Below are 23,003 nucleotides of genomic sequence, written 5' to 3' on the forward strand. Positions count from 1 at the left end.
CCGGCGTCGGGGCGTCGAACACGGCCCGCACCGGCACCTCGGCGCCGACGGCCGCGCGGATCCGCTGGATCAGCCGGGTGGCGCTTCCGGCCTGAGGAAAGCCGCTCGGCCGCGCGACACCCCGGCGGTGACGACCACCGCTGCCCGGCCGGTTCTCGACGAACCGGCGGCGCGGCGGGTCAAGCCGTGTCCGGGACGAACCCCAGCATGATCTCGACCTCCAGGTCGCTCACGCCTTGCAAGTCGATGATCCGGCCGAGGTCGGGCACCTCGACTCCCGGCGGGAACCGGTCAGCGTGCACGACGTGCCAGGTCCCGTCCGGTCTTCGTCCGTACTCGACGTTCAAGTTCTGCACGCGCTGGAACCCGATGCCATGGTCCCGGCTGTGCAGCTGGTAGGTCATCCCGAACGGTCGGCCGCCGTTGGCGGCGACCGCGGCCGCCACCCATCGGCGCCAGACGCGGACGTTCAAGCGCGCGGCCGGATCGGTCTGGGTGTCGAGCGTCGGGTCCATCAAGGCCCGGCCGAGGCGGCCGAGCAGGCCTTCTTCGGGGAGGGACCCCACCGGGGCGTATCCCTCGCGGTCCCGCCGCGCACCGAGGTTGCGTTGGTGCAGCCACTGGTAGAGGAACCCGGCCGCGAATGCCAGCGCCGAACCGCCAGCGCCGCCGGACGACCGCGGTCCTCCTCGCGGGGTTGCTGGCGCGGGTTCCGCCGGTGTGGCCGCCGCGGATTCCCCAGGAACGACCGCCCTCGAACCCGCTGGCGTCACCGGCGCGGGTTCCGCCGGAGTCGCCGGTGTCGGAGTCGATGCTGCCGGTGTCGCCGGCGGGTCGAGGACGACCCGGACCCGATCCCCCGGCTGAGGCCGATACGGAGCCGGCGCCTCGGGGACCGGAGCGGATTGGTTGCCCGGTGCGGTTCGCGGCTGGTCCGGTGGCCAAGCCGGGGTCCACGGTGTTTCGGCGGCTCCCCGCGCAGGAGGCGACGAGGCCGTCGCGCGAAGCTGCGGACGGGACTGCGGTACCCGCGCCGGCACCTCCTCGACTTCCGGCTCGGGCTCCGGATCGACCGTCACCCGCACCCTTGCCGGCTCGGCCGGATCGACCCGCACGTAGGTCGGCTCGGCCGGCGCCGCCTGCGGCGGCGCACCCTGCGGCGCCGCAGTCCCGGAGGCCGGTCCCGCCACCACCCGCGGGGCGGGCGTCGGCACTTCGAAGTCCCGTACCCAGAGCATGCGGGGCGTGGGGTTCACCCGGGTGATCCGCGGTGTCGAACCTTGGGTCCAGCCGCGGGCCGCGGTCCGCGGCGCGGCGAGCCGGCCGCCTCGTGCAGCCCTGGTCGGCACCACCACCTCGAGGCGGCTCAGCCGGAGCTGCCGGGCACAGTCGTTCAGCAACCGTGTGCAGTCGGGGCAGGGGTCCTGATCCAGGACGAGCTGCAGCCGGCCACCGGGAACTCCGGACGGACCGAGCTGTGCGAGGAGAGTGGCCACGCCCTGGGCCTCCGCGTGGGGCTGCGAACCCCGCGAATACTCCCGGACCACCACGGTCACCTGCCGGCCGGCCGCGTCGGTCACCAACATGGCCACGTGGACTTCGTAACCCGTCCCGATGCTGCGCGAACCGACCCCGCGCGGGTCGATGACCGGGACGCGGGCCGGTCTCCTGGGGGTGGCCCCGTGCGCGCCGAACGCCCGCTGGTGCAGGATGATCTGCATCAGGTCTTCGATGGTCGGCGGCGGTATCCGGCCGGCGATCTCCCGCTCGACAGCCCGCACGTGCACCAGGAGGTCGGCTCGCTCCGGCGAGTTCTCCGGCAGGGTTCGCATAGCGGCGTGGGTTCGGTTGCGCTCCTCCTCCAGCGCGGCCTGGTCGAGCTCGGTGAGGTCTCGGCTGGCGACCGGCCGATCGGGTGCGCGCTGCACGACCAGTCTGCTTAGCGCCGAGGCGACCGCGCGGTTGCCCGCCCGTTGTTGCAGGCCCAGCAGGGCGGACTTCGTCCTCAGCGCCGCCGGTTGCGGGCGAGCGTCCGCGCGGGCCGGCTCAGCCGGGTGTTCCGCCTTGCCGATGTCCATGCCACCGCACCTCCAACCGGGGAGCGCGAACTACCCAGCTTTCCGGAGGTGGGTTTAGCCGGTCAACGTACGCCGGTGCGTCCACAGGGGCACAGATCCTGGCCCGTACCTCACACTAGGGAAGCTGTCAGCCCGCCGTAGAGGACGTAGTAGCTGCCGGTGATCCAGCTCGCCCGGTCCGACGCCAGGAACGCCGTCATCGCTGAGATGTCCTGCGGGGTACCCAGCCGGACCTGTTTGACCGCGACGAAGTCGCCGAACGGGACCTGAGCGGCCGCCTCGAAGTCCGGGACCAGGCACTCGACCACCGCCGTGTCCGCGAAGCCCGGGCAGACCGCATTGATCCGAACGCCTGGCTCGCTCGAGCACGCTCTGCTCGCCGGGCGCCACTACGACATCGGCCTGCAGCGTCTGGCGTCTCGACGTCGACTGACCGCACGGTGCTCGTGCCGAGGTACGGTCGCCGGTCAACGTCCCGCGCCGAGACGCCGACGGCCGGGTCGCCGGCATCCTGCACCACGTCGAGGACGTATCCGATCTCCTGCAGGCGAGCCCCCCTCCGCCCGCGACCGCGGAGGCCCTCGCTCGGTTGCAGCACGCTCACCGCGCGCTTTCGCGGGAGAACCGGCAGCTGCGCCAGGCACTGCGGACCCGAGGGGTGATCGAGCAGCCTAAAGGCATTCTCATGGGGCAGCGCGGTTCGAGCGCCGACGAGGCGTTCGCCATCCTCGTCCGACTATCCCAGCCCACCGACACTAATTGCACGCCGTTGCGCGAGCCCTGATCAAAGACGCCGTCCCCGGTCTCTGAACCTGGACTACGCCACCATGGCGCGGCTCACAGCAGCCTGGTGTATCCGGCCGCAACATTCCAGCGACTAACGACGTACCGGTGAAGTAGACCGCCGATCGCAGAATGCATTCGTTGGCACGTCACGGGAGGCGCACCCCGGCGCAGGTGAAGAACGGGCATCAACAAGCCGCCAAGGACGGCTTCTCGTGACGGTCGATCGCCGAAATAACCTATGCGCCGCACGGACTAGGTGGCACATCGGGTCACGGTGGCCGGGCGGCCGGAGCCCGGGCCACCGCGGCCGCCACGAGCGTGCGGCCGAAGTCGAGGCGCCGGTACTCGGCGGCGACGTGGACGTGGTCGAGGTTGGCCGTCCGGGCAGCTCCCGCACGGGCTCGCCGTCGCGGCGCCGACCTCGGTGCCGTCGAGATGGAGTTCGATGCGACCGGCGAGCGTCCCTGCAGCAGGCGGGTGAGCGACTAGAACGAGCCCGTTGCCCGGCGCAGCGCCGGGCGTGTGCTGGACCGTGACGTCGAGGTGCGCCCACTCGGCGAGCCTCGCGGTCGCGTAGCTCCGCCAGGATAGCTGGCGTACCGGCTCAGCAGGGCTTGGAACAGACACTGCGCTGAGGTCGTCGCGCGTTTCGTTCACTCGCCCACCTTCCACCGAAGCTGCTAGCAGCGGGGTCTCCAAACCTCGTGTGTCCGACTCTGGCCTCGGAGCCCCTACCCACCACCCCAGGCGTGGATGCCCAAGACGAGGACCATCCTGTACAACGGCGATGGCATCGCGGATCCCAGGGTAAGGACCCGTCAAGAGGGGCCTCTGAGGTTAGAGGGCAGGTTCGGCGCGCCAAGAATCGAGCCAGCCGCGGGTCGGGTAACCGATCTTGAGCCTGTTGGCCGGCGGCCAGCAACGACTGGCCGCTCGGTCACTCCGCACGCAGTTGACCTACGTTCAAGACAGAAACTGGACAATTCGTGGCCACTTCCTCAGCATGGCTCGCTTCCAGCTCCATGGCACATCTCCATGGGGCTCCGGCGATCCGGTCCGCCATTAGGGTCGAACGGCCATGCAACATAGTTCCATCCGGGCACGTCCTTACCCCTGTTGCCGAAGCGGCAACAGATGGCAGCGATCTGACCCGATTCGGCTACGCGCTCCGCCTAATAGTGACCATGAAAATTGTCCGACAGATTGACCTAGTGTAACATCAACGCTCGACTTCAATCCTCGCCGCACCGCAAGGTCAACCTAGAACAAGGAGAAACATGGAAACCGGGGGGCGCCTACGTCATCATACGATCTTGGTGCTTGACATCGAAGGCTTTGGCAGCCGAGTCAGAACGAATCCACATCAGCGCGCCACACGGGATGGCCTCTATAATATTATCAAACGAGGATTCGAAGCGGCAAACATATCCTGGGCCGACTGCTACCACGAGGATCGTGGCGATGCGCTATTCATTCTGGCTCCCGCAGATATCGATAAAACAACGTTTGTAGATCGACTCCCCTTTTTCATTGTCTCCCAGATTCGAATACATAACGATACTCATATCGCGCCGCAGCGAATCCGCCTACGCATGTCAATACATGCAGGCGAGGTCCAATATGACGACCACGGCGTCACTTCCTCGTCTCTTACGTTAGCATTTCGTCTGAATGCGGCAATTCCACTAAAGGACGCGCTCGCCTCTTCGCCCGGCCTGCTCGCGATGATCGTTTCCGAATGGTTCTACGAAGATGTTGTTCGCCATTGTCCCGGCGCGGCGCCAGCTACATACAGGCCAGTACAGGTTGAAGTGAAGGAAATCAACACAATCGGGTGGATCACCCTACCCGACCACCCCTACCCGCTTCGGAAACCTGCTGATACCACGAGTTCTTACGGAACACAACATTTCGCCCCTCCGCTCAATCGAACATATACTTCCTCAAACCCTAACGTACTCGCGCCTGACACAGAACGGCCCCGCTCACATACTCCAGTCCCGCGACAGCTACCTCCGCCTCCAACTCACTTTGTAGGACGCATTCAAGAACTTGAATTATTAACAAATGCTTTGAACGATTCCGTTGACGCCGGGAGTACAGTACTCATATCTCCTCTAGCGGGCACTGGTGGAATTGGCAAGACTTGGCTCGCGCTTTATTGGGCACATCAGGTGGTAGACCGTTTTCCGGACGGACAACTTTTCGTTGACTTACGGGGATTCAGTCCTGACAGCAATCCAATGTCCCCCTGGACAGCGCTGCGCGGATTCCTCGACGCGCTAGGAGTCGGTCCAGACCAGCTGCCCGCAGACCCCCACGCTCAGGCAGCACTGTACCGTAGCTTGACGGCAGAAAGACGAATCTTAATTCTTCTTGATAATGCCGCGAACTCAACCCAGATCTCACCCCTTCTTCCGGGCCGAGGTCCAAGCACCGTGGTTGTCACCAGTCGTCGCACGCTCAACACCTTAATAAGTCGACACGGAGCGCGGCACTTGCATCTGAGCGCCCTCCCGCCCGCGGAGGCGCATGCACTCCTTGAAGATTGGCTTGGAAGCGATCGGGTTGATGCCGAAGCAAGGTCAGTAGACGAGATAATCAGTCACTGCAACGGACTGGCACTCGCCTTAGGGTTGATTGCCGGACGCGCGTACTCGCACCCGCAAATTGCCCTTACACAGATCGCGATAGAATTGCGTGATATCGGACTCCAGGCTCTTGACGACGACGACCCAACCGCAAGTCTCCCGGCCGTCTTATCGTGGTCGTATGACGCCCTAACTCCCGAACAGAAGTCAGTCTTCAGCTTGCTCGGAGTTGCCCCCGGCCCCGACATCAGCCTACCCGCAGTCGCACAGCTAACCAACCTAGATATTCTACAAGCAAGACGAATACTACTTTCGCTCGAAGAATCATCACTTCTAGATCGTGATTCCTACGGACGATTTTCGATGCACGACCTGATTCGCAGTTATGCCGCCAGCACAGCTCACAGAAGTATCCAGAAAGATACGCGAACAGCAGCGATCCTAAGAGTGATCGACTTCTATCTTCATACCGCATTCGAGGCAGACCGGCGATTACGCCCACACCGTCGGCCTATAGTGCTCGACCCACCGCTCAACGAAAAAAGTTTTCCAATATCAACTTACCAAGAAGCGCTCACATGGTACGACGCGGAGTACTTCAACTTACTCGCCGCTATCGACTACGCAGCCACTCACGAATCGAAGCGACATGCGTGGCAAATCGCCTGGACAATGACAAATTTCTTCCGCGTTCGAGGACTATGGCAGAACTGGGCAGAAACACATTCAGCAATGATCAGATTGGCGGCCCACGAGGTCCAACCAACGATTCTTGCCCGCCTCCGCCACGACTTAGCATGGGCTTATTCGCATTTAGGACAATGGAGCGATGCAATTTCGGAGTGCATGATTGCCTTGGAGCTATTCAAAGGCGGTCGCGATGATTATGGTCACGCACTCTGCCTCGGACTCTTTGGGGCAATATACACTCGCCGAGAAGAGTACGAGATCGCGCTTGGTTACTACCGTGAATCTCTTTCGGTCAACACTGATTCGAACGATATGCTTCAAGCTCATGCGCTACTCGGAATCGGAAGAATCTTCGGTAAAACCGGCCGATTCGAAGCGGCGACCGAGTACTGCAACAAGGCGATAGCCGCGTACCAGAAAGCAGGAAACCGAAACGATGAGGCACGCAGCCGAGACGCCCTGGGCGAAGTTCTTGCTGCTAGCGGAAACCACGACGACGCAGTCGCATGCTACGAGGGCGCCTTCAAGCTATTCACGGAAAGCGGTGAACTGTTCGGGCAGGCTGAAACGCTGCATCATCTCGCAAAAAGCTTAGAATCGATTGGAAAGTTGGAACAGGCGCGATCAAGCTGGCAAAAGGCATTTGCCATTGTTGATGCACTTCGTCATCCCCTTCGCGAAGAAATCCAAATCCGCCTTGCAGCCCATCATCCTTCAGGGGCAGCATCTGATACGCCTGACTTCGAAGATTGATGTCCGATCTCTTGCCGACGAGCCTTCGCGCAACGCTCCAGGATGATGACATGACCCACCGACGCAGCGCAAAGAGTGTACTCCAACGATCTCATCGGAGGCGGAAGGGGCTGCAGTCGCTCGATCACGCTTCGTGAGCTACCTGTCACGCGATTGAGCGTACTGATAAGACCCACACGCAGGCGCCGGCCTACCCACCTCGGGCAAGATTGAGGGATGTCCAATGATTCCACCGAAGCGGCCAGCCCGGCTCAGACACTGTCCGCGATCACCACTGAGGTGACCGCCTGTAAGCCACACGACACGGGCGCCGCACTCCTACTACTGTGGGCGGGAGTTGTCGTCACTCGCTGGTGCAGTCTGGCCATTGCGTCGGACCCGCGTTGGGCGCCCCGCCAGCAGCACTCCGAGTTCGCGGAAGCTGCGCTTGCCCGCGCCCTGCGCCAGTCCTCCGTGCTGCGTGAGCGTGATACCACGCTCCCTACCCGAACGTCGAACATCACCTCGCTGGGGAAAGCAGAAGCAGAAGTGGCGGTCGCCGAGATTATCAAGTTCACAGAGGCCGCGCTTGAGTTACTGGAGCTGATCTCCGCCGGCAAGCAGAACAAGCCTGTCGATTTTCACGATATCCAGGTTTCTCTACGAATGTTACACGCAGCTTGGACTAAGGGAGAGCTTTAGTTACGGCGCACTTTAGGTCATTTCAGCCCCTAGATTCCAGGAGCAGGGTCGGCGTCCAAACTCTTTGAGACATCTAAACGTTGCAATAATCAGGTCGAGGCCGCCTGCTTTAATGACAGCGGGTGGCCTCGACTGAGCTTCGCACGAAAAACACAGCAAGCCCAAATTTACCTGAAGTCCAGACAATCGTCACAGAAGGCCTGAAGCTCGACGAGGCGGAAAATGCCTGATGTGCCAAGTGCTCAAGGGTTGCGCTCTACAGGCAGGCTTATTCAGTCTTAACCAGAAAGTTGAAGCAAAGACATCAACGACTCGGACAATGGGGGCACCGAAGCGATGACTCCCTTTACTTCTGCCGACCACGAATCTCGACTGAAGTTTCTTATCCAACCTTTCGCCTCTGTGAGAACAAGACTTCCTGCCGCGTGATCAACCACCCGTGACCCGTCGTCAACCAGCGCATCGAGCCGGCCTCGCGCAATATTGCACAAGTCCAGCGCTGGCGCGCGGTTCACGACTATCGCCCGACACTCTCGCCTGAGCAGTGCCACAATGGACAGACTGCCAGCACGCTCCTGGCAGACGCCTACATCAGTGGCGACCACCGCCTCGCTTACCCTACACGTGTTCCGGATTTGAATCCGATCATCATTTAAGAATGCCCCCCAACCCCGGACCGCTGAATACATCTCACCGGTAATCGGATTGTAGACGACTCCGACAATTATCTCACCCTCGCATGCAAGCGCGATTGACACGGAGAAATATGAGTTCCCCGTAACGTAGTTCGTTGTGCCATCAAGAGGGTCGACATACCAAGTAAAAGGCGAATTTCCAGGGATCTCGCCCGCCTCTTCAGAGAAGATACGATGACTCGGGTAGTTTGCCTTAATTATTTGGATTATTTCTTTCTCGGCGAGCAGATCCGCCTCAGTTAGCAGTTGCCCTGGAGACTTCAAGAATGATGGAAAATGATCAGAAAACCGGCTTGACAGCTTCTCCCCCGCAAATTGCGCCGCCATCTTGGCGCACGACAGATAATCCTTCAATCCGACCTCGCAGGATAGTCCCGGCTTCCGACGGCGCGCCCTTTAGGCTCGATTGAATAAGTAGAATCCGTGAAGAACGGGTGTCAGCACTGACACTACGCACCATTTAGCAAGCAAAGGCGCACTGCAACAATTCTCGTAACCGCTCCCTGGATGAGCCACAGCAGCGTAACCGATAAGCTCGCCGACTGAATTTGCACGAATGAGGTCCTCAGTTATAGTCGTAGTTTTATCTACTCAACAGTGGCAGCGCCCTCTACATCATATGATTTGCACGCAGGTCATGAATTCGGAGCAGCAAGCAAGCGTAGCTTCTCTGTGTTCACATGAATTCGACCCCTCTCGGTGCCGACTGCACCAACTGAACGTAGGACTTCAAGCACGCGCGCAACCGAGACCAGCGAAGCCGCCACCATGTCAGCGAGCTCCTGCTGCGTGAGATGCAGCGAAACTTCTGCCACATTGCACGTTGCACGCTCCTCGGCGATCTTCAGCAAGCAAAGAATCGTTCGCTGTCGCACATTTAGGCGGAACTGCATGCGAATATCGTCACTACCGCGCAGACGTGACACAACACTTCTCAGTGCAAGCAAAGTAATATGTGGCTGCTCGTGGCAGAGCTTCTTGAAACGGCGAGCGGACACGACCAGCGCAGATACAGGAGTTAATGTTCTAGCGGTGGCAGAAGCCGGCACACCATCTAGCGCAGACATCTCACCAATCAAATCGCCAGGCCTTCGGATTGCCAACACTGTTCTGCCTCCGTTGACATCCTCGCGGAACACCTCAACTTGTCCAGCGAGCAGTAAGTATACAGGTCCGGATCGATTCCACTCGCGACATAAGTACTCGGATTGCGCGAATTCCTGTATAGTACCACAGCTGATAATTAACGTTCGATCTTCTATCGTAAGGCCGCTCCAGAACCCACTGGAGCCGAGCCGAGATGCTGGATCATGCCACCGGTCTGCTTCCATTGCTTCCCCGGCCATCTTGGCTACATTCCGTCATTAAACGATCGCAATAGGTTACGCCTTGGCCACCCACGCCGTCAAGTTCTGACCCTCGTGCAGGGCACTTCATCAGTCGCTACGTTGATCAAGTGGCCGGATTCGAGTCGCGATTGCGGGCGGGCCTGGGTGATCTGCCACTACGGGAGGTGCAGCTCGAGTGCTGCAATTCCGCCGCCCACACCAGCGCAGCCAGCTCCTCGATCAACGCTTGGCGATCGTCCATGCGTCGCACCCGAAACGGGACCTAGTCGCGGGCAGTGGCGCGATCGACAGCCAGTCCGGCGTGCCGTTGGAGAGGTCTTCTCGAAGACCCTGCTGGCCGCCGACGCCGCCGGGGAAGCGGATGAACGTCACCGGTCGCCCGACCAGGTGCGGCAGCAGAACCGGCGCGACTCGTCTCTAGTAGTTGATCACCTCGCCCTGGTGCTCCAGCTTCAACATCGAGTGGCCGGGTCAAACGCCGCTCCGGCCCAGCGTCAGCCTGGCGCTCGCGGGTCCTCTATTCGATTTGTACGCAGCCGAGATCGCGACTGCACCGAACCTCAAAGCCCAGTGCTGCAGGTATCCCGCGACCCGGGCACGGACGGCGTCTCGGGAGATGTCGTAGCAGACCAGCGTCGTCAGCGCCATGACAGTCCCCTCAGTTCGCCCACGGTGCCCTCGACGTATCCGGCGATGTTCTGCGCCTGACGGTACAGCTGCCGGCGCAGGCTTCCGGCGAAATCCGGCAGTGCTCCTGTGGTGGTCTGCAGCATCCGGCGTTTGTAGCCGTCGAGCACGGCCTGGCGGCCCGCCTTGGTCAGCAGAACACCGTCACGCTCGGTGCCGCGGCGCCCGTGTTCGACGTCCAGGCGATGCCGGCGGAAGGCCTCGAGCACGAGCTGGTCCACGACCAGCGGCCGGAACTCCTCCGCCAGGTCCAACGCCAGACTGGGGCGGTCACCGTCCTCGGCGTGCAGCAGGCCGACGGACGGCTCCAGCCCGGCAGCCACCAGCGCCGACGTCGTCTCCGACACCAGCACCGCATAACCGAACGACAGCGCCGCATTGACCACATCCCGCGGCGGGCGCCGGTTGCGGCCGGTGAAGCCGAGATAGTCGGGTAGGAAGGCCCACCAGGACTGGAAGTAGGCCCGCTCGGCCGCGCCATCCAGCCCCATCAGCTCGTCTCTGCTGGTCGCCTCCGGCAGTATTGCCAGGTAGCTGTCGATGGCGCTGACCGCCACACCCAACTCCTCGGCCGATTCCCCGCGCAAGGTCCGACGCAACAGCACGGCCCGCTTCCGCAGCTTCGCCGTCACCACGACCCGCGCCGCGGACAGCGACCGGGCCGAATCTCGCGCCGTGTGCAGCTGCCGCCGAAGCCGGGACGCACGCACCGCGGGCCCGCCGATCGTCTGGTCGAGACAACGACCCCGATGGGAACAGAACACCAGTTCGATCCCCGCCGACGACGCCCAGTTCCGCAGGCCTGCGCTCACCCCGACCGCGCGGAAAACACGATCCGCGCCACCATCCCCATCGGCACGTCAAGCAGACGCTCCTCGTCCTTGGCGACGACGAGCCGCCCGTCCTCGACCCGCGCCCCGCTGCCTTCCACCCCAGAAACACCGTCCGGTGCTGCGGAATCGCAGCGCCACGCTCGAGGACCGGCGGATAGCGGGAACCGACGTCCTCGACCAGAAACGTGAAACCGTCGGCGAAGGACATCACCGCGGTCTTGTCCGCCCCCAACGTCATCCCGGCCTTCTCCACCGCCGCGTGGACCACCCGCGCTGCGTCCCACGCCTCATCCCGGGACCGCGCCACCACACAGAAATCGTCGTCGTAGCGCACGATCGGGAACCCGGCGCGGCGAACCCGCTCGTCGATCGGCTCCAGCACCCAGTTCGCCGGCACCGGCGACAACGGCGACCCCTGCGGCAACCCCTTCGGCGCGAGCAGGTCGCGCTGCCCGGGCCGCCGCGTTCCTCGCGCGAGCAACAACCGGACCACGGCCAGCAGCTCGGCGTCCCCGATCAGCGCCGACAGGCTCCGCGAAAGCCTCTCCAGCGGTATCGAGGGGAAGCAGTCGTGCACATCGGTCCGCAGCACCCACGCGAACCCCTCCTCACGCAGCCGCGCAACTTCACGAACCGCGTCACCGACGCCCAGCCCCGGCCGGTAGGCGAAGCTGCCCGGCCCGAGCAGCGCGTCGATCACCGGGCCCAGCACACCGAGGATCGACCGTTCCACGACCCGGTCCCGCACCGCGGGAATCCGCAACACCCGCTCACCGCCGTCCGCGTCGGTGATCACGACCTCGGTCAGCACACCCGGCTCGTAGCCACCGCCGAGCAGCTGGGCCGACAGCTCGGCCAGCCGGTTCTCGACGCCGTCCTGGAACCGTCGCACACCCGCCGAGAGCACCTCGTCCCGTGCGTCGGCGAGCAGCACATCCGCCCAGGCCGCCGCCAGCGCCGAGGGCGCGGCGACCCGCTCCATCGACGCGCCCACGGGGGTCACCGTCCCGGATGGAGCCGGACGCCGCCGAAACCTCTCGTCGTGTGCGCGCCCACGCCGGCGTAGGGCGCGATCGCCAGCAACTTCCCCACCGCGTCCCGAAGCCCGGGATCCTCGACCGCGTACGTCACCCGCCCACGAAAGCCACCCACCGTCACCTGGACCGGCACCCGCTTCCCGGCCGCGTCCGGACGCTCGTGCAGCACGAACCGCTCCACCTCGCTCGCACCCCTCACCTCGGTGACCACCACCGGATCGAACGCGAGATCCACCTCCAGGTCACCGGCATGCGGCGCGGCGAACCGCCGCCAATCAGCGCGCAGGCTGCCCAGCACCGCCGACGGGGACGGCCACGGCAGCAACCGGTTCCCCCGCCGGAATGTCACCGGGCTCACAAACTCCACCGCCCATGCACGCCCGGAGCCGCCCGCCACGTCCGACCACGCCACAGCAGCGACTTGCCTCACCCGCCGGCCGGCCCCCGTGAGCAACCGTCCGACCAGGCCGTCGTCGAGCACACCGATCTCAATCCCCGTAGTCGTTGCCTTCCACGACCACCCTTTCCGGTCCGCGTGATGATCGGTATCCAGGCACGACGCCAGCAACCCGTGCAACTGGCGCCGATCAATCACACCCCCGGGAACCGGCATCTCCCACAAACTCGGCACCACCACCTCCGCCCCCGACCACCGAACCCGCCTCAGTCGGACTGCATCACGCGAACACCGCTGAAGTCGGCAACGACCCGCCCCAGGTTTCACCACCACCCGAACCCGCCGTCGAATCGTTACCCGACAACACCGACACCCCCGGCCCGACAACCCCCTCTGCCATCCTCGTCCGAACACCGTGTTTCTATACGCCTTTCCCCGTGACCGTAATCGACACAAGAAGCAGAAGCTCGACCGCGACGACACCGTGTTTCTATACGCCCTTCGGCGTGACGGTGGTCGGCACTCGCCATGTTCGAATCCGACTTCAAGAAGGCTGGCGTCGTTTCTATACGCCCTTCGGCGTGACGGTGGTCGGCACAGCACGTCCGGCCACGGCAACGTCATGTTCGCGCAGTGCGACCTGTTTCAATACGCCCTTCGGCGTGACGGTGGTCGGCACTCGGTGTTCTACAAGCTCTACGAGTACATCGAGAAGGTTTCTATACGCCCTTCGACGTGACGGTGGTCGACACGTTCTCATCATCGTCTTCGCCGCCATCGGCGGGATCATGTTTCTGTACGCCCTTCGGCGTGACGGTGGTCGGCACCGGCAGAAAGATGGGCGCAGGGCGAACTGGTACCTGTTTCTATACGCCCTTCGGCGTGACGGTGGTCGGCACCCTGCCTGGTTGAGCGCCGCTCTGATCGGCGCAAATACTCGGGCACTGCACGGCAGCTCCGATTTCCGTTCCGGGTGATCGTCACCTGGGCTGCGATGGCGCGTTTTCGCTGGTGGGAGATGTGCACGCGACATGGCTTGTGGATCTTCACCGGTCCATCGCCCGTTCGGCCCAGCCACGTCGGTGACGTTTACCGTAGGTGCCGTCTCGGGCCGGTCGGAGTGTCTCATCGGCGGGGGTCGCCGTCGAGCCACGCGTCCCAGATCGCGGTTGCGGTGGCGGCCGAGGGCAGGGTCAGGGGGCGGGGTGCCGGTCCTCCGTCGAGCCGGAGGACCGCCTCCTTTTCGGTGGGAGCGAGGTCGGCGTAGAAGATGTGGGTGAACACCGTGTAGCGGTCGGTGTCGCCGAGCCGGATGGGGGTGAGCCAGACCGGGGACGCGCGGCGCGCGGGCTGGTTGTCGAGGTGGAGGTTGACGGAGGCTTTGAGGCGGTCCTTCGGGCGGTAATAGTTGACCGGGAGGCCGAGAGCAGCGACCGGGTAGCTGTTGTCCGGTCCGAGGATTGTGGCGGCCCATTCCGGTGTCACCGCGGCGTAGTCGTCGGCGGCGTCGTTGCGGAAGAGGCGCCAGGCGGCGCCCGTGCGGTGCAGCGCGTCCGCGAGTGCCCGGGGCTGGAGATCGAGGGCGTTGGCCGACCAGGTCTCGTTCGACAGCACCGGGAACGGGCTGACGCCGCCGCGGGACTCCCAGCGATTCTCGTCCAAGGCTGGCGCGTTGGGGAACGCCGCTGTGGTGGCGTGGGCGATGTCGGGTGGGATGATGGTGTGCCATCGGGCCAGCTGAGCGCCGGGGGTGCCGGTGGGGTGCAGCAGCGCGGTGCTCCAGCCCGGTGGTGGGTTGCTGATCGCGGTGCAGCACAGGCGGCCGAATCCGCGGCGGGTGCGGGCGCCGAGCCCGCCGTAGGTAAGCCACGCCCACAGCGCGAGCATGAACCCCTGGGTGATGCAGGGGTTTTCGGGTAGGGCGACGTTCAGGTCGAAGGTGGTGTCGACGGGCAGGTGGGGGCGGCTGAGGGTGGGATTTCGCCCGCTGGTGCAGAGTCCTTGCCCGAGCAGGTACCGGGCGCCGGCGAATCCGTTTTCGCTGCGGCGGGCCCAGGCGGGAAGGGTTCCGGCGTTCTCGGCGGGGGTGGCGGGTGGGGTGACGCGCAGCCGGATCGGGGACGGGGTGGCGGTGCTGCCGAACACGGCGGTTTCGGAGGCCGCCAGCTGCGGCAGGTCGTCCATGTTGCGCATTGTGTGGCCGGCGGCGACGGCCCGGTACCAGTAGCGCAGCACGCCGCGGATCGACGGGGTCCGGATGATCGTTGCGGTGTCGGGTCCGGTGGTGTCTCCGCTGAACAGCGGGGTGTCGACGCGGAGGGTGAACGTGGTCCACACGGTCATGAGGGGCCTCCTCGGGTGCGTTTGAGCCGGCCCAGGGGCGCGGTGACGGGCCGGTCGTCCCACAGCACCTGCGCGCCCAGCCCGACGGCCAGCGACCAGCCGGTGAGCAGGAGCACGAACCCGGCCGGCGCGGCTGCGGCGCCGGCCTTCAACGCGTCGGCGCAGGCCGCTGTCTGGGCGGGTGGGTAGGGGTGGGCGGTGTAGGGCGGGTGGAGCCACCAGCCGAGCAGGCACTGCCCGTCTTCGGCGACGCTCGGGGCGGCGAACCCGAGGATGAGGATGCTCAAGGTCATTGCGTAGCCGGCGCCGATCAGGCCGATCACCGTGCCGCGGCGGACCGCCGCCCACACGGGGACGCCGTGCAGGCGGGTCTCGATGATCAGGTAGAGCGTTGAGACGGTGAGCAGGCCGAGGCCGACGCGCCAGGCGTCGGGGTCCAGCCACCAGCGCGGGGTGAAGCTCAGCAGCACCAGCGCCCCGGCGGCCGAGGCTGCGGGTAGCCGTAGCAGCAGCAGCGCGTCCCGGCGTGGCCTGGCCGCGATGACGGTCACCATCCCGACCGCGAGTTGCGCCAGCGCGACCCAGCGGGCGAGCTGGCCGGCCTGGGCCGCGTAGAGCAGCAGCGGCGCCAGCGCCAGCGACCCGACCGCTGCTGCTCGACGCCGGCCGCCGGGACCGAACGCGCGGCTTCCGGCCGGCAGCGCCGCCCGGGGAAGCCAGTGGTGTTCAGCGACCTCACCGGCGACTCGGTCCTGGTCATCGCCGCGTTCGCTGTCCCCCGCCCGGCGGGCAACGAGCGCCAGGCGCTGCCCTTGCACGTCGGCCGCGGCGGTGTCGTCGGGCCAGGCGTGGGTGACCCAGCGCAATTCTTGTTCGAACCGGGCGGGGTCGGCGTGGTGGACCGCCGAGAGCCACGGGTCGTCCTGCCAGGCCCGCAGGTGGCTCAGCCACTCCTCGCGCGCTGTCCGGGCCAGCAGGAGCACCACCTGATCCACCTGCAGCACCTGAGGTGGCGGCAGCGGGTCCCTGGGCCGGGCGGCCGGCGGGTCGACGCGCTCGGGCAGGACATCGGCGTCCTCGCCGAGGGCGCGCAGCCGGAACGGCAGGCTCCAGACCACGAACCGCAGCCGCGCGGCGCGGGACCGCATCGGCTCGGGCATCAGGTGCGCGGGCAGGTGCTCCAGCCACACCGCCAGCGCGGCCAGCAGGTCGGTGCGGCGCCGCCCGCTCGCGGCGGCGAATCCGTCCAGGCAGCGCGGGTCGGCGAGGAGACCGGCCAGCACGACCGGGTCGACCCGGTCGGTGACCGCGGGCAGCGGCAGCCGCGGCAGCGGTGAGGTGCCGGTCGGCAGCACGAGGTCCCAGTAGCGGGCGACTCGGTCGGTCATCGCGGTACTTCCAGCGCCCACAGGGTGCGGGCCAGGATCAGCCCGGCTTCGGTCAGCCCCCGCCGCCCGGTGAACGGCTCGTCCCGCAGGTAGGTGCCGCGGAAGTCGTGCAGGTCGTCGACGAGCAGGTGGTCGCGGGTCCCGGCCGCGCGGGACAGATCCTGCGCTCGTTCGAGCAGGGTGCCGGTGAGCCAGCGCACCGGGAGCGGAACCGGCTGCTCACTGGTTTCGTGCAGCACCTGGGCGCTGACACGAGAGCCCAGGCCGAGGCGGCACCGCAGGACGGTGGCCACGGCGTCGGCGGTCAGCAGCAGGTACGGCAGCAGCGCTTTGTAGCCACCGGTGAGGTGGAAGACCGCCCGCCGGTCGGCCCCGCCGTCGCAGAGGTCGTGCGCGACGGCGCGGCCGACCTCACCGACCGACAGCCAGGTCCGGCTGTCCGGAGCGCCGCCGACGTCGAGATCGAGGCCGGGAATCCGGACCAGCAGCACCTGCCCGGCCGCCACCGTCACCCCGGCCGGGGCGGCGACCGGGTCGTCGACGTAGCGGGGCAGGCTGCCCGCACGGGCAGCGAGCAGGTGCGCCAGCAGCGCCGCGGCGCGCAGCCCCTCGTCGGTGTCGGTGGCGACCAGCACGACCGAGTCCCTGCCCTGGACAACGGGCTCGGTCCGGGTCCGGTCGTGGGCATCCAGGGCGGTCAGCTCGGCGCTGCGGTCCGGGGCCAGTTGCTGCAACTGCGCGGTCACCGCGGCAGCTTGGTCGGGATCCGCGTGCAGCAGTGGCTCGAGCAGCAGTCGACCGTCGCCGCGGTCGGCCTGGCGAAGCAGCCCGCGCAGCGGCGCCCCGGCGAGGGCGTTGCGGAGGGGTATCGAGACGCGCCGATCGGCGGCAAGGTGCTTGAGCAGGGACGTGCCGACAGGCACCACATGCACGAACCCCGTCATGACGGCTCCACGACGGTCACGGTGCAGTAGCCGTACCCGGCGGCGGTTTTCGCCCCAATCCCCCAGTCCTCCGCTGCGTCCCTCAGCAGCGCCACGGTGGCCTGCACCGCGGTGGCGCGGCCGATCAGCAGGGTGTGGAAAGGGGTGCGTTCGACGGCGAGGAAGTGCACCGGCACCGGATTGTGGTACTCCGCCGGTGGCGTGACCACCGTGGCGCCGGAGTTCACCTCGCGGTAATAGCCGCCGCCGTGCGGGGTGAGCACGTCGAGCACCACGTGCGGCGACCCGGCCGGGAGGGCATCCAGGATCGTCACCGTGCCCTGCGTCGCGTCGCCGGTCCGGCCGGGGCGCGGGCTGCCGAAGAGCTGTTCCACCAGGCCGGTCCGGTTCGGCCAGCGCCGCGGTACCTGCGCCGCGGCCGCGCCTTTGAGCCCGGACCCCGGCCACATCGGGACCCCGTAGGTCGGGGACCAGCTCAGGCCGGTCTCGTGGACGGTGTTCTCCCCGTGCCCCACCACCACCCGCCACTGCGGCACGAGCTGCACCTCGACGCTGACCAGCTGCGGATCATGCGCAGCGAGTGCGGCCGCGGCTGCCCGGCGCCGAGCCGCTATTGCCTCGAGCAGCCGTGCCGGCACCGCGCGAGCTGCCGCCGCGACCGCCTGCGAATGCTGCAACTGCCGTTCGGTGTCGTCGGACACCGTGCCGTTGTCGCTCAGCCCGCACCACAGCCGTGACCACAGCAGATACGCGTTCGGCTGCGTCTCCAGCTGCCGGATCGTCTCCGCTGTGGTGACCAGATCGCGCAGCGACCCGTAGGTCAGCGGCCGCGGGCTCATGTCCGGGCCCCGGCGGCGTAGTGGCGGGCGGCGGCCAGGCGGGCCAGCCACACCGCGAAGCCGCGGGCGCGGCGTTCAGCCAGGCGATACGTGACGTCGTCGGCGCACAGGGCATCCAGGAGGGGCAGCGGCGGGCCGGATACTGGGATCCCGACGAAACGGACCGCATCCTCGAGCAGAGCCTGTGCCACGCGCGCGTACCGGTCCGGGCTGCCGTCGCCGGCGGGGCGGGCGCGGGAGAGCAGGTAGGCGGCGGCTGCCGCGAGGCCGCTGCTGTGCAACATCACCGGGACCGCCCGGATCACTGTGAGGTAGTCCTTGTCGACGGTGTCGGGCAGGGCGCGGGCGGCAGCCACCGCGAGGTCGCGGTCCAGCCGCATGCCGGTCACCGCGTCCCCCGCGGCGGAATCGAGGCCGGGCTCGGCCCGGTGGCCCCGGGACGCCGCGGCGCCGCCCCGGTCGTCGCGGCGGGAGCAGCCTCCACCACGGCGGGTGCCGGTGTGGCCGGCGCCGGTGCCCCGGCGGCGGCGTGCCGGCGCAGTGATTCGGCGTCATGCACCCGGCACCACATGAGGCCCTTGCCGATGGTCTCGTCCCCGCCGATCCGCACCGTGGTGCCGTCAAGCAGACCGCTGAGCCGGGCCAGCAGCTCATCCTCACCCGAGAGCAACGCAACGAGCGCGGTGTCACAGGGCAGGTGCTCGGAGTAGAACGGCCCGTTCTCGACGGTCTTCTCGGCGTTGAGCTGCACCCGGGCGACGATGTCGGTGCCGGTGTCGCTCAGCTCGGCCAGCACACCGTCGTCCACCATCAGCAAGTCCTCCCGCAGCTTGGCGCGGACGTGGTCGAAGGCGGCACCGGCGGGGAACACCAGCTCGGCTAGATCGGCGGCGATACCCGCCAGCGCGCGGTCCGGGCGGACGGTCTGCACGAGCGAGCCGAGCGCTTGCCGCCCGCTCCACGTCTCACCCGCGATGGCCGTGGAGCCCGGTGGCGTGGTGAGGGTCCATCCGGTGCTGGTACCGGACAGCACCGTCGCGCTGCGTCCCAGCCTCGACAGCAGCAGCGGCGAGGTGACCCAGGCGAAGGTCCGCACCAAGGTGGGGACCGGCAACAGCAGCAGCCGGGCATCCCCGAACGCAATCCCGCCCCGCGTGGTGGCCCGGTCGCCGGTCGGATCCTGGCCGGCGGTTACGGGCGAGCCGAAGATCCTGGTGTCCTCGCCGGAGTCCAGTTGGGGGCGCAGGGTGTCGCGCAGCGCGCCTTTGAGGCTCTGGCCCCAGATGATCGGCAGCCGGGTGGCGGCCTCGCGTTGGATCGGCAGATCCACGATTCCCGTCGCCTCGCCGCCGCCGGCGTGCACCGGGGTTTCCGCGAGCAGGACCAGTATGCGTTGTGCCATCACCATCTCCCTGTCAGGCACGTCCCGAATCCGGCAGTCACCACGGGGTTCTCCGACCTCGGCAGCCCCGGCAGCAACCCGCCGTGGAATCGCCCCGCCCAGTCCTTTGCCTCACCTGCGGAGTCGAAGCGCAGGAAATACAGGCTGCCCGCGGGCACCGCCCACATCAGCCGGCTGGTCGCACCTGGATCCTCTGGCGAGGCGGTGGCCACCGCCTGCGGCCCCGCCACCGCCAGCCCGCACAGCCGCGCCGACGTCCCGGGCGGGACCCACTGCACTTGCGGCACCAGCGCCGGCGTCGCCAGGTACACCACCAACCGGCCACCCGGAAAGTCCTCCGGCGCCGCGGGACACGGATCGGCCGCCCGCACCGGTGTCGCCGACGCCATCCGGGACCGGCCCCCCAGCGGAACCACCGTCGCCGCGACGTCAGGGGGCTGGGTGCGGTGGTCGCAGCCGACCACAAACCGCAGCCCCGCGACCGGGCGCAGATGCCCGGCCCGGTAGAACATCCCGTCCAGCACCGTGCCCGACGCGGGATCGCGCGCGATACCGACGTGCGGTTCCGGATGCCACAGCGCGGTCTCGGCCCACTGACCCCACCTGTCGGGTTCGATCTCCCCCGGGGGCAGCGCATCCGAGCTCAGCCATGCGGCCATCCCCTCAGCCGATAACCAGCCGCCGACCGGATCGCCCTCCCCGGCCAGGGCGTGGCTCAGCCGCGGCGGCGCGCTCAGCTCGGCGGGGTCCGGGTCGAGGTCGCTGATCTCGTGCTCCGCGCGTGGCAGCAGAGGCAGCCGGGACAGCCGGCGGCCGCGCGCGAGGTCGCCGGTTTCGACCACGTCGATAGGCGTCGGGAACATCGGCGTGTCGTCCAGGTGCGCGACCGGACCGACGATCCGGTCCACCTCCCCGCGATAAACGCGTTTGACCAGGCCACCGAACGTGCTCGGCGCCGGCGCCACCCCTGCGGCCACCGACGAGTCACCCGCGGCGAACCGCCGGCCGTCCCGCACCATCAAGCTGTCCAGCGGCTCCACCGACAACCAAGTCCGGGTCACCTGCCCGTCCGCGGTCATCGGCACTCCTGGGCCAGAAACCGCGCCACCAGCATCGTCCGCGCCGGCCGGAACGCACGCTCCGGGCCGTCGGCGCGCTCGGCGGCGCCCAGCGCGGCGAACGCGGCCGCCACCTCCGGACCGCCGCCCTGCCGGGCGACCCGGCGCCGCATCTCGTCTTCGGCCACGTCCCGGAAACCATGCAAGCTCAACGCATCCAGCTCGGCCGCGTCACGTTCCACACTCGAAGCCAACGCCGCGGACCACGCGCCAGCGACCGCGTCCGGCGCCACCGCCCGCAGCAGCTCCACCGCACTGCCGCCTGCCACGGTCCAGGGCAGCACGGTGCGGGCCCGCTCGCCGCCGCGGCGCAGCGCCACCACCGTCACCGCGTCCCGGTCCCGCCCGTCCGAGCCCGGTGCGTCCTTGGCCGCCGCGAGCGCCTCCTGGGCCGTGGACACCACCTGCTGCAACGGGGCACTGAAATGGGCGAACACTACCGCCGTCGACGCCGTCGCCCCCGCCAGCGGTGTCCCGCCAAGATGCCGATCTACCTCGTGGCGCAGCGCGCCGGCCAGTTCCAGTGCGTGCGCCGCCGGGGCGAACGCGAAGAAGTCGTCACCGCCGGCATACACCGGCACCCCGAGATACTCCGGGGATTCGCTGAGCAGCCGCTGCGCCCGTCCCAGCTCCGTCAGCGTGGCGGAGGCCGATCGCTGGGCGGCCAGTCCGAGCCGGCTCACCTGCACGCCCAGCCGATCCAGGTCCTGGACCACGACCGCGTAGTACGAGCTCAGCGGGATAACGCCGGCCTGGTTGGCGATGGCGGCGATGTCACGGGCCGCGGCGGAACCGCGCGCCACTGTCTGAGGATCCGCGTCCTCGGGAAGCAGGTCCCGGCCGTCAACGCCGGACCACAGATCCGGGTAGACGGCTGTCCCCAGCCGGTCGGCCAGTGGCTCCAGCCCAGGTGGTACACCGTTTCCCGGTGCCTGTGTGTGGCGGTCGTCGATCAGCCCGGCGAGCGCCTGAACCGGTGCCCGGAGCCGGTCGGCGATCGTGCTGTCCGCGGCGGCTGCGCGCACCAACCGTGCGCGGTAGGCGGCGGACGCGACCACCGTGGTGGCGGGAAAGCGACGGCCGGGCGGGTAATTCCGGTTGCCGGCCGCGCGTTTGGTCCAGCCCGCGGCCGAGAGCAACTCACGACGTTCACGACGCGCGGACATCCGCGGCGCCGCCGCGGCCGGGACGGCCGCGGACTGTTGGCACAACCGCACCCGCTGCCACGCGTGTGCGGCGAAGACCCGGCTCCGGCGCCGCCCGGTCATCGCCGCTTGCGCGCGCCCCCACAACGCCGTGTGCTCCTCGCCGGCCACGCCGGCCACGCACACCCACGCGACATCCGGCATGCCAGGGGTGTCCGGGACACCGCCGGATGAGCCCGCATAGGCATCGCGCAGGTGGTCGCGCCAGGTCTCTTCGGCGACCTTCTGGGCTCGGCGAGCCAGGTCAGCACCCCGTCCGGCTGGGGCGAGGAAGGCGATCTTGTTCGTCACGCCCTCGGGTGTGGCCAGCGCGGCAGCCGGCGGAAAGATCAGGCCCGCAGGTGCGGCGTGCGTGCTCAGGTCTTCCTGGACCTCGGAGGCTGCCGCGATCACTAGATGTCGGAAGACGAGGCTGGCTCCGGCGATGTCGACGGTTTTGCGGGACTCGGCGAGGAAGCGCTGGACGCCGCCGACGGTGAACAGCACCAACTCGACAGCCACGAACCCTCCCCGAACCGCGTCGACACAGACCTCCCTCCAGTCGTCACAAGGCCGCCGGATGTTTCACCCCTGGCCGATCATCCGGTCCTCACGATGTATCGGATCTCGCCTCGGCGTACCGATAAGCGTTTCCGCCGGGGCGACTCGCCGTGACGTACTCGAGGTCGCAACCGCATGAGACGTCCACCGGAATCGGCTCGCCACGCATGAATGAAGAAATGACACAGCCCTGATAACGATCTTGAGCGGCATCGTCGCGAGACAATAGAGAACCCGCAGGTCGAACAAGATCGACATGCCGCGCGCGGTGAGACCCTACAACGGCTGCCCCGGCAATCGCTGACGGATCTGCTCCGCGCGGGCCTTCCGCTGGGCCAGGCTGCCTCGCAAGCGGGAATGCAGCTCGACTCCGCCCGATACCTGCTCGCGCACCACCCCCGCGACACCCGCAAATATCACGACATCAGCAAGAGGCTGCGCGCCCAGCTATCCGCCGAGACGTTCCGTGACCTCTACGTCGACCGCGGCTGGTCCATCTCCGCTCTGGCCGTCCGCTACGGGGTCAACCGACGCCGCATCACCACGCTTGCCACCGCCTACGGCATTCCGCGGCAGGACCAACGCAGACCACCCGGCTGAGCGAGCGGGACCTGCTCGCCCTGATGCTCGTCCCGTCCGGGAACACC

20 protein-coding genes, 1 pseudogene and 1 CRISPR repeat array are annotated in these 23,003 nt (G+C 67.1%); of the genes and pseudogenes, 4 read left to right on the plus strand and 17 right to left on the minus strand.

Going from position 1 to position 23,003, the window contains the following annotated elements:
• Window positions 1-179 precede the first annotated feature (179 nt).
• Window positions 180-2,078, minus strand: coding sequence for a hypothetical protein (locus ACWDN5_RS38195; RefSeq protein ID WP_449679703.1), 1,899 nt, complete (start codon window positions 2,076-2,078; stop codon window positions 180-182).
• 110 nt (window positions 2,079-2,188) lie between these two features.
• Complete coding sequence (locus ACWDN5_RS38200; RefSeq protein ID WP_449679722.1) at window positions 2,189-2,422, minus strand: SDR family oxidoreductase; 234 nt, start codon at window positions 2,420-2,422, stop codon at window positions 2,189-2,191.
• A gap of 245 nt (window positions 2,423-2,667) precedes the next feature.
• On the opposite strand from ACWDN5_RS38200, the gene ACWDN5_RS38205 reads away from it, so the two are divergent.
• The 3 genes from ACWDN5_RS38205 to ACWDN5_RS38215 all read left to right on the plus strand — a co-directional run bounded on the left by ACWDN5_RS38205 (window position 2,668) and on the right by ACWDN5_RS38215 (window position 7,579).
• Window positions 2,668-2,862, plus strand: coding sequence for an ANTAR domain-containing protein (locus tag ACWDN5_RS38205; RefSeq protein WP_449679704.1), 195 nt, complete (start codon window positions 2,668-2,670; stop codon window positions 2,860-2,862).
• A gap of 1,318 nt (window positions 2,863-4,180) precedes the next feature.
• Entirely contained in the window at window positions 4,181-6,898 is a 2,718-nt protein-coding gene (locus ACWDN5_RS38210) for an ATP-binding protein (protein ID WP_449679705.1), read from the plus strand.
• Window positions 6,899-7,114: 216 nt separating this feature from the next.
• Entirely contained in the window at window positions 7,115-7,579 is a 465-nt protein-coding gene (locus ACWDN5_RS38215; protein WP_449679706.1) for a hypothetical protein, read from the plus strand.
• Window positions 7,580-7,857: 278 nt separating this feature from the next.
• On the opposite strand, the gene ACWDN5_RS38220 is transcribed toward ACWDN5_RS38215, so the two are convergent.
• The 15 genes and pseudogenes from ACWDN5_RS38220 to ACWDN5_RS38290 form a co-directional block, all read right to left on the minus strand.
• A complete protein-coding gene (locus ACWDN5_RS38220) occupies window positions 7,858-8,628 on the minus strand; it encodes an inositol monophosphatase family protein (RefSeq protein ID WP_449679707.1) in 771 nt (256 codons plus the stop codon).
• 281 nt (window positions 8,629-8,909) lie between these two features.
• Window positions 8,910-9,620, minus strand: coding sequence for a Crp/Fnr family transcriptional regulator (locus tag ACWDN5_RS38225; RefSeq protein ID WP_449679708.1), 711 nt, complete (start codon window positions 9,618-9,620; stop codon window positions 8,910-8,912).
• A 222-nt stretch (window positions 9,621-9,842) separates the two neighbouring features.
• Window positions 9,843-9,995 (minus strand): hypothetical protein, encoded by a 153-nt coding sequence (locus tag ACWDN5_RS38230; protein WP_449679709.1) that lies wholly within the window; start codon window positions 9,993-9,995, stop codon window positions 9,843-9,845.
• Window positions 9,996-10,261: 266 nt separating this feature from the next.
• The gene (gene cas1, locus ACWDN5_RS38235) at window positions 10,262-11,122 is read right to left on the minus strand and encodes a CRISPR-associated endonuclease Cas1 (protein WP_449679710.1); all 861 of its coding nucleotides are present in this window, start codon (window positions 11,120-11,122) and stop codon (window positions 10,262-10,264) included.
• Entirely contained in the window at window positions 11,119-11,241 is a 123-nt protein-coding gene (locus ACWDN5_RS38240; RefSeq protein ID WP_449679711.1) for a hypothetical protein, read from the minus strand. Before ACWDN5_RS38240 ends, cas1 begins: the two co-directional genes overlap by 4 nt.
• 92 nt (window positions 11,242-11,333) lie before the next feature.
• Window positions 11,334-12,125, minus strand: a pseudogene (locus tag ACWDN5_RS38245) (reverse transcriptase domain-containing protein); the annotation flags it as partial.
• A 17-nt stretch (window positions 12,126-12,142) separates the two neighbouring features.
• Window positions 12,143-12,811: a CRISPR system precrRNA processing endoribonuclease RAMP protein Cas6 gene (cas6, locus tag ACWDN5_RS38250; protein ID WP_449679712.1), complete on the minus strand. Its 669-nt coding sequence runs from the start codon at window positions 12,809-12,811 to the stop codon at window positions 12,143-12,145.
• Window positions 12,812-13,069: 258 nt separating this feature from the next.
• Window positions 13,070-13,476: a CRISPR direct-repeat array (repeat unit 31 nt; unit sequence ATACGCCCTTCGGCGTGACGGTGGTCGGCAC).
• A gap of 226 nt (window positions 13,477-13,702) precedes the next feature.
• Window positions 13,703-14,920: a type III-B CRISPR module RAMP protein Cmr1 gene (gene cmr1, locus ACWDN5_RS38255; protein ID WP_449679713.1), complete on the minus strand. Its 1,218-nt coding sequence runs from the start codon at window positions 14,918-14,920 to the stop codon at window positions 13,703-13,705.
• Window positions 14,917-16,308, minus strand: coding sequence for a hypothetical protein (locus ACWDN5_RS38260; protein ID WP_449679714.1), 1,392 nt, complete (start codon window positions 16,306-16,308; stop codon window positions 14,917-14,919). The genes cmr1 and ACWDN5_RS38260 overlap by 4 nt, the downstream gene beginning before the upstream one ends.
• Window positions 16,305-17,252, minus strand: a complete 948-nt coding sequence (locus tag ACWDN5_RS38265) for a hypothetical protein (protein ID WP_449679715.1) — start codon at window positions 17,250-17,252, stop codon at window positions 16,305-16,307. Before ACWDN5_RS38265 ends, ACWDN5_RS38260 begins: the two co-directional genes overlap by 4 nt.
• Entirely contained in the window at window positions 17,249-18,091 is an 843-nt protein-coding gene (cmr6, locus tag ACWDN5_RS38270; protein ID WP_449679716.1) for a type III-B CRISPR module RAMP protein Cmr6, read from the minus strand. Before cmr6 ends, ACWDN5_RS38265 begins: the two co-directional genes overlap by 4 nt.
• Complete coding sequence (locus ACWDN5_RS38275) at window positions 18,088-18,471, minus strand: type III-B CRISPR module-associated protein Cmr5 (protein WP_449679717.1); 384 nt, start codon at window positions 18,469-18,471, stop codon at window positions 18,088-18,090. The genes cmr6 and ACWDN5_RS38275 overlap by 4 nt, the downstream gene beginning before the upstream one ends.
• 5 nt (window positions 18,472-18,476) lie before the next feature.
• Window positions 18,477-19,493 (minus strand): type III-B CRISPR module RAMP protein Cmr4, encoded by a 1,017-nt coding sequence (gene cmr4, locus ACWDN5_RS38280; RefSeq protein WP_449679718.1) that lies wholly within the window; start codon window positions 19,491-19,493, stop codon window positions 18,477-18,479.
• Complete coding sequence (locus tag ACWDN5_RS38285; RefSeq protein WP_449679719.1) at window positions 19,493-20,572, minus strand: type III-B CRISPR module-associated Cmr3 family protein; 1,080 nt, start codon at window positions 20,570-20,572, stop codon at window positions 19,493-19,495. The genes cmr4 and ACWDN5_RS38285 overlap by 1 nt, the downstream gene beginning before the upstream one ends.
• The gene (locus ACWDN5_RS38290) at window positions 20,569-22,317 is read right to left on the minus strand and encodes a Cas10/Cmr2 second palm domain-containing protein (RefSeq protein WP_449679720.1); all 1,749 of its coding nucleotides are present in this window, start codon (window positions 22,315-22,317) and stop codon (window positions 20,569-20,571) included. Before ACWDN5_RS38290 ends, ACWDN5_RS38285 begins: the two co-directional genes overlap by 4 nt.
• Before the next feature lie 396 nt (window positions 22,318-22,713).
• Here ACWDN5_RS38290 and ACWDN5_RS38295 point away from each other — a divergent pair, with 396 nt between their 5' ends.
• Window positions 22,714-22,956, plus strand: a complete 243-nt coding sequence (locus tag ACWDN5_RS38295) for a hypothetical protein (protein WP_449679721.1) — start codon at window positions 22,714-22,716, stop codon at window positions 22,954-22,956.
• Window positions 22,957-23,003: the final 47 nt, after the last annotated feature.

The organism is Amycolatopsis sp. NPDC003731 (genome assembly GCF_053586895.1).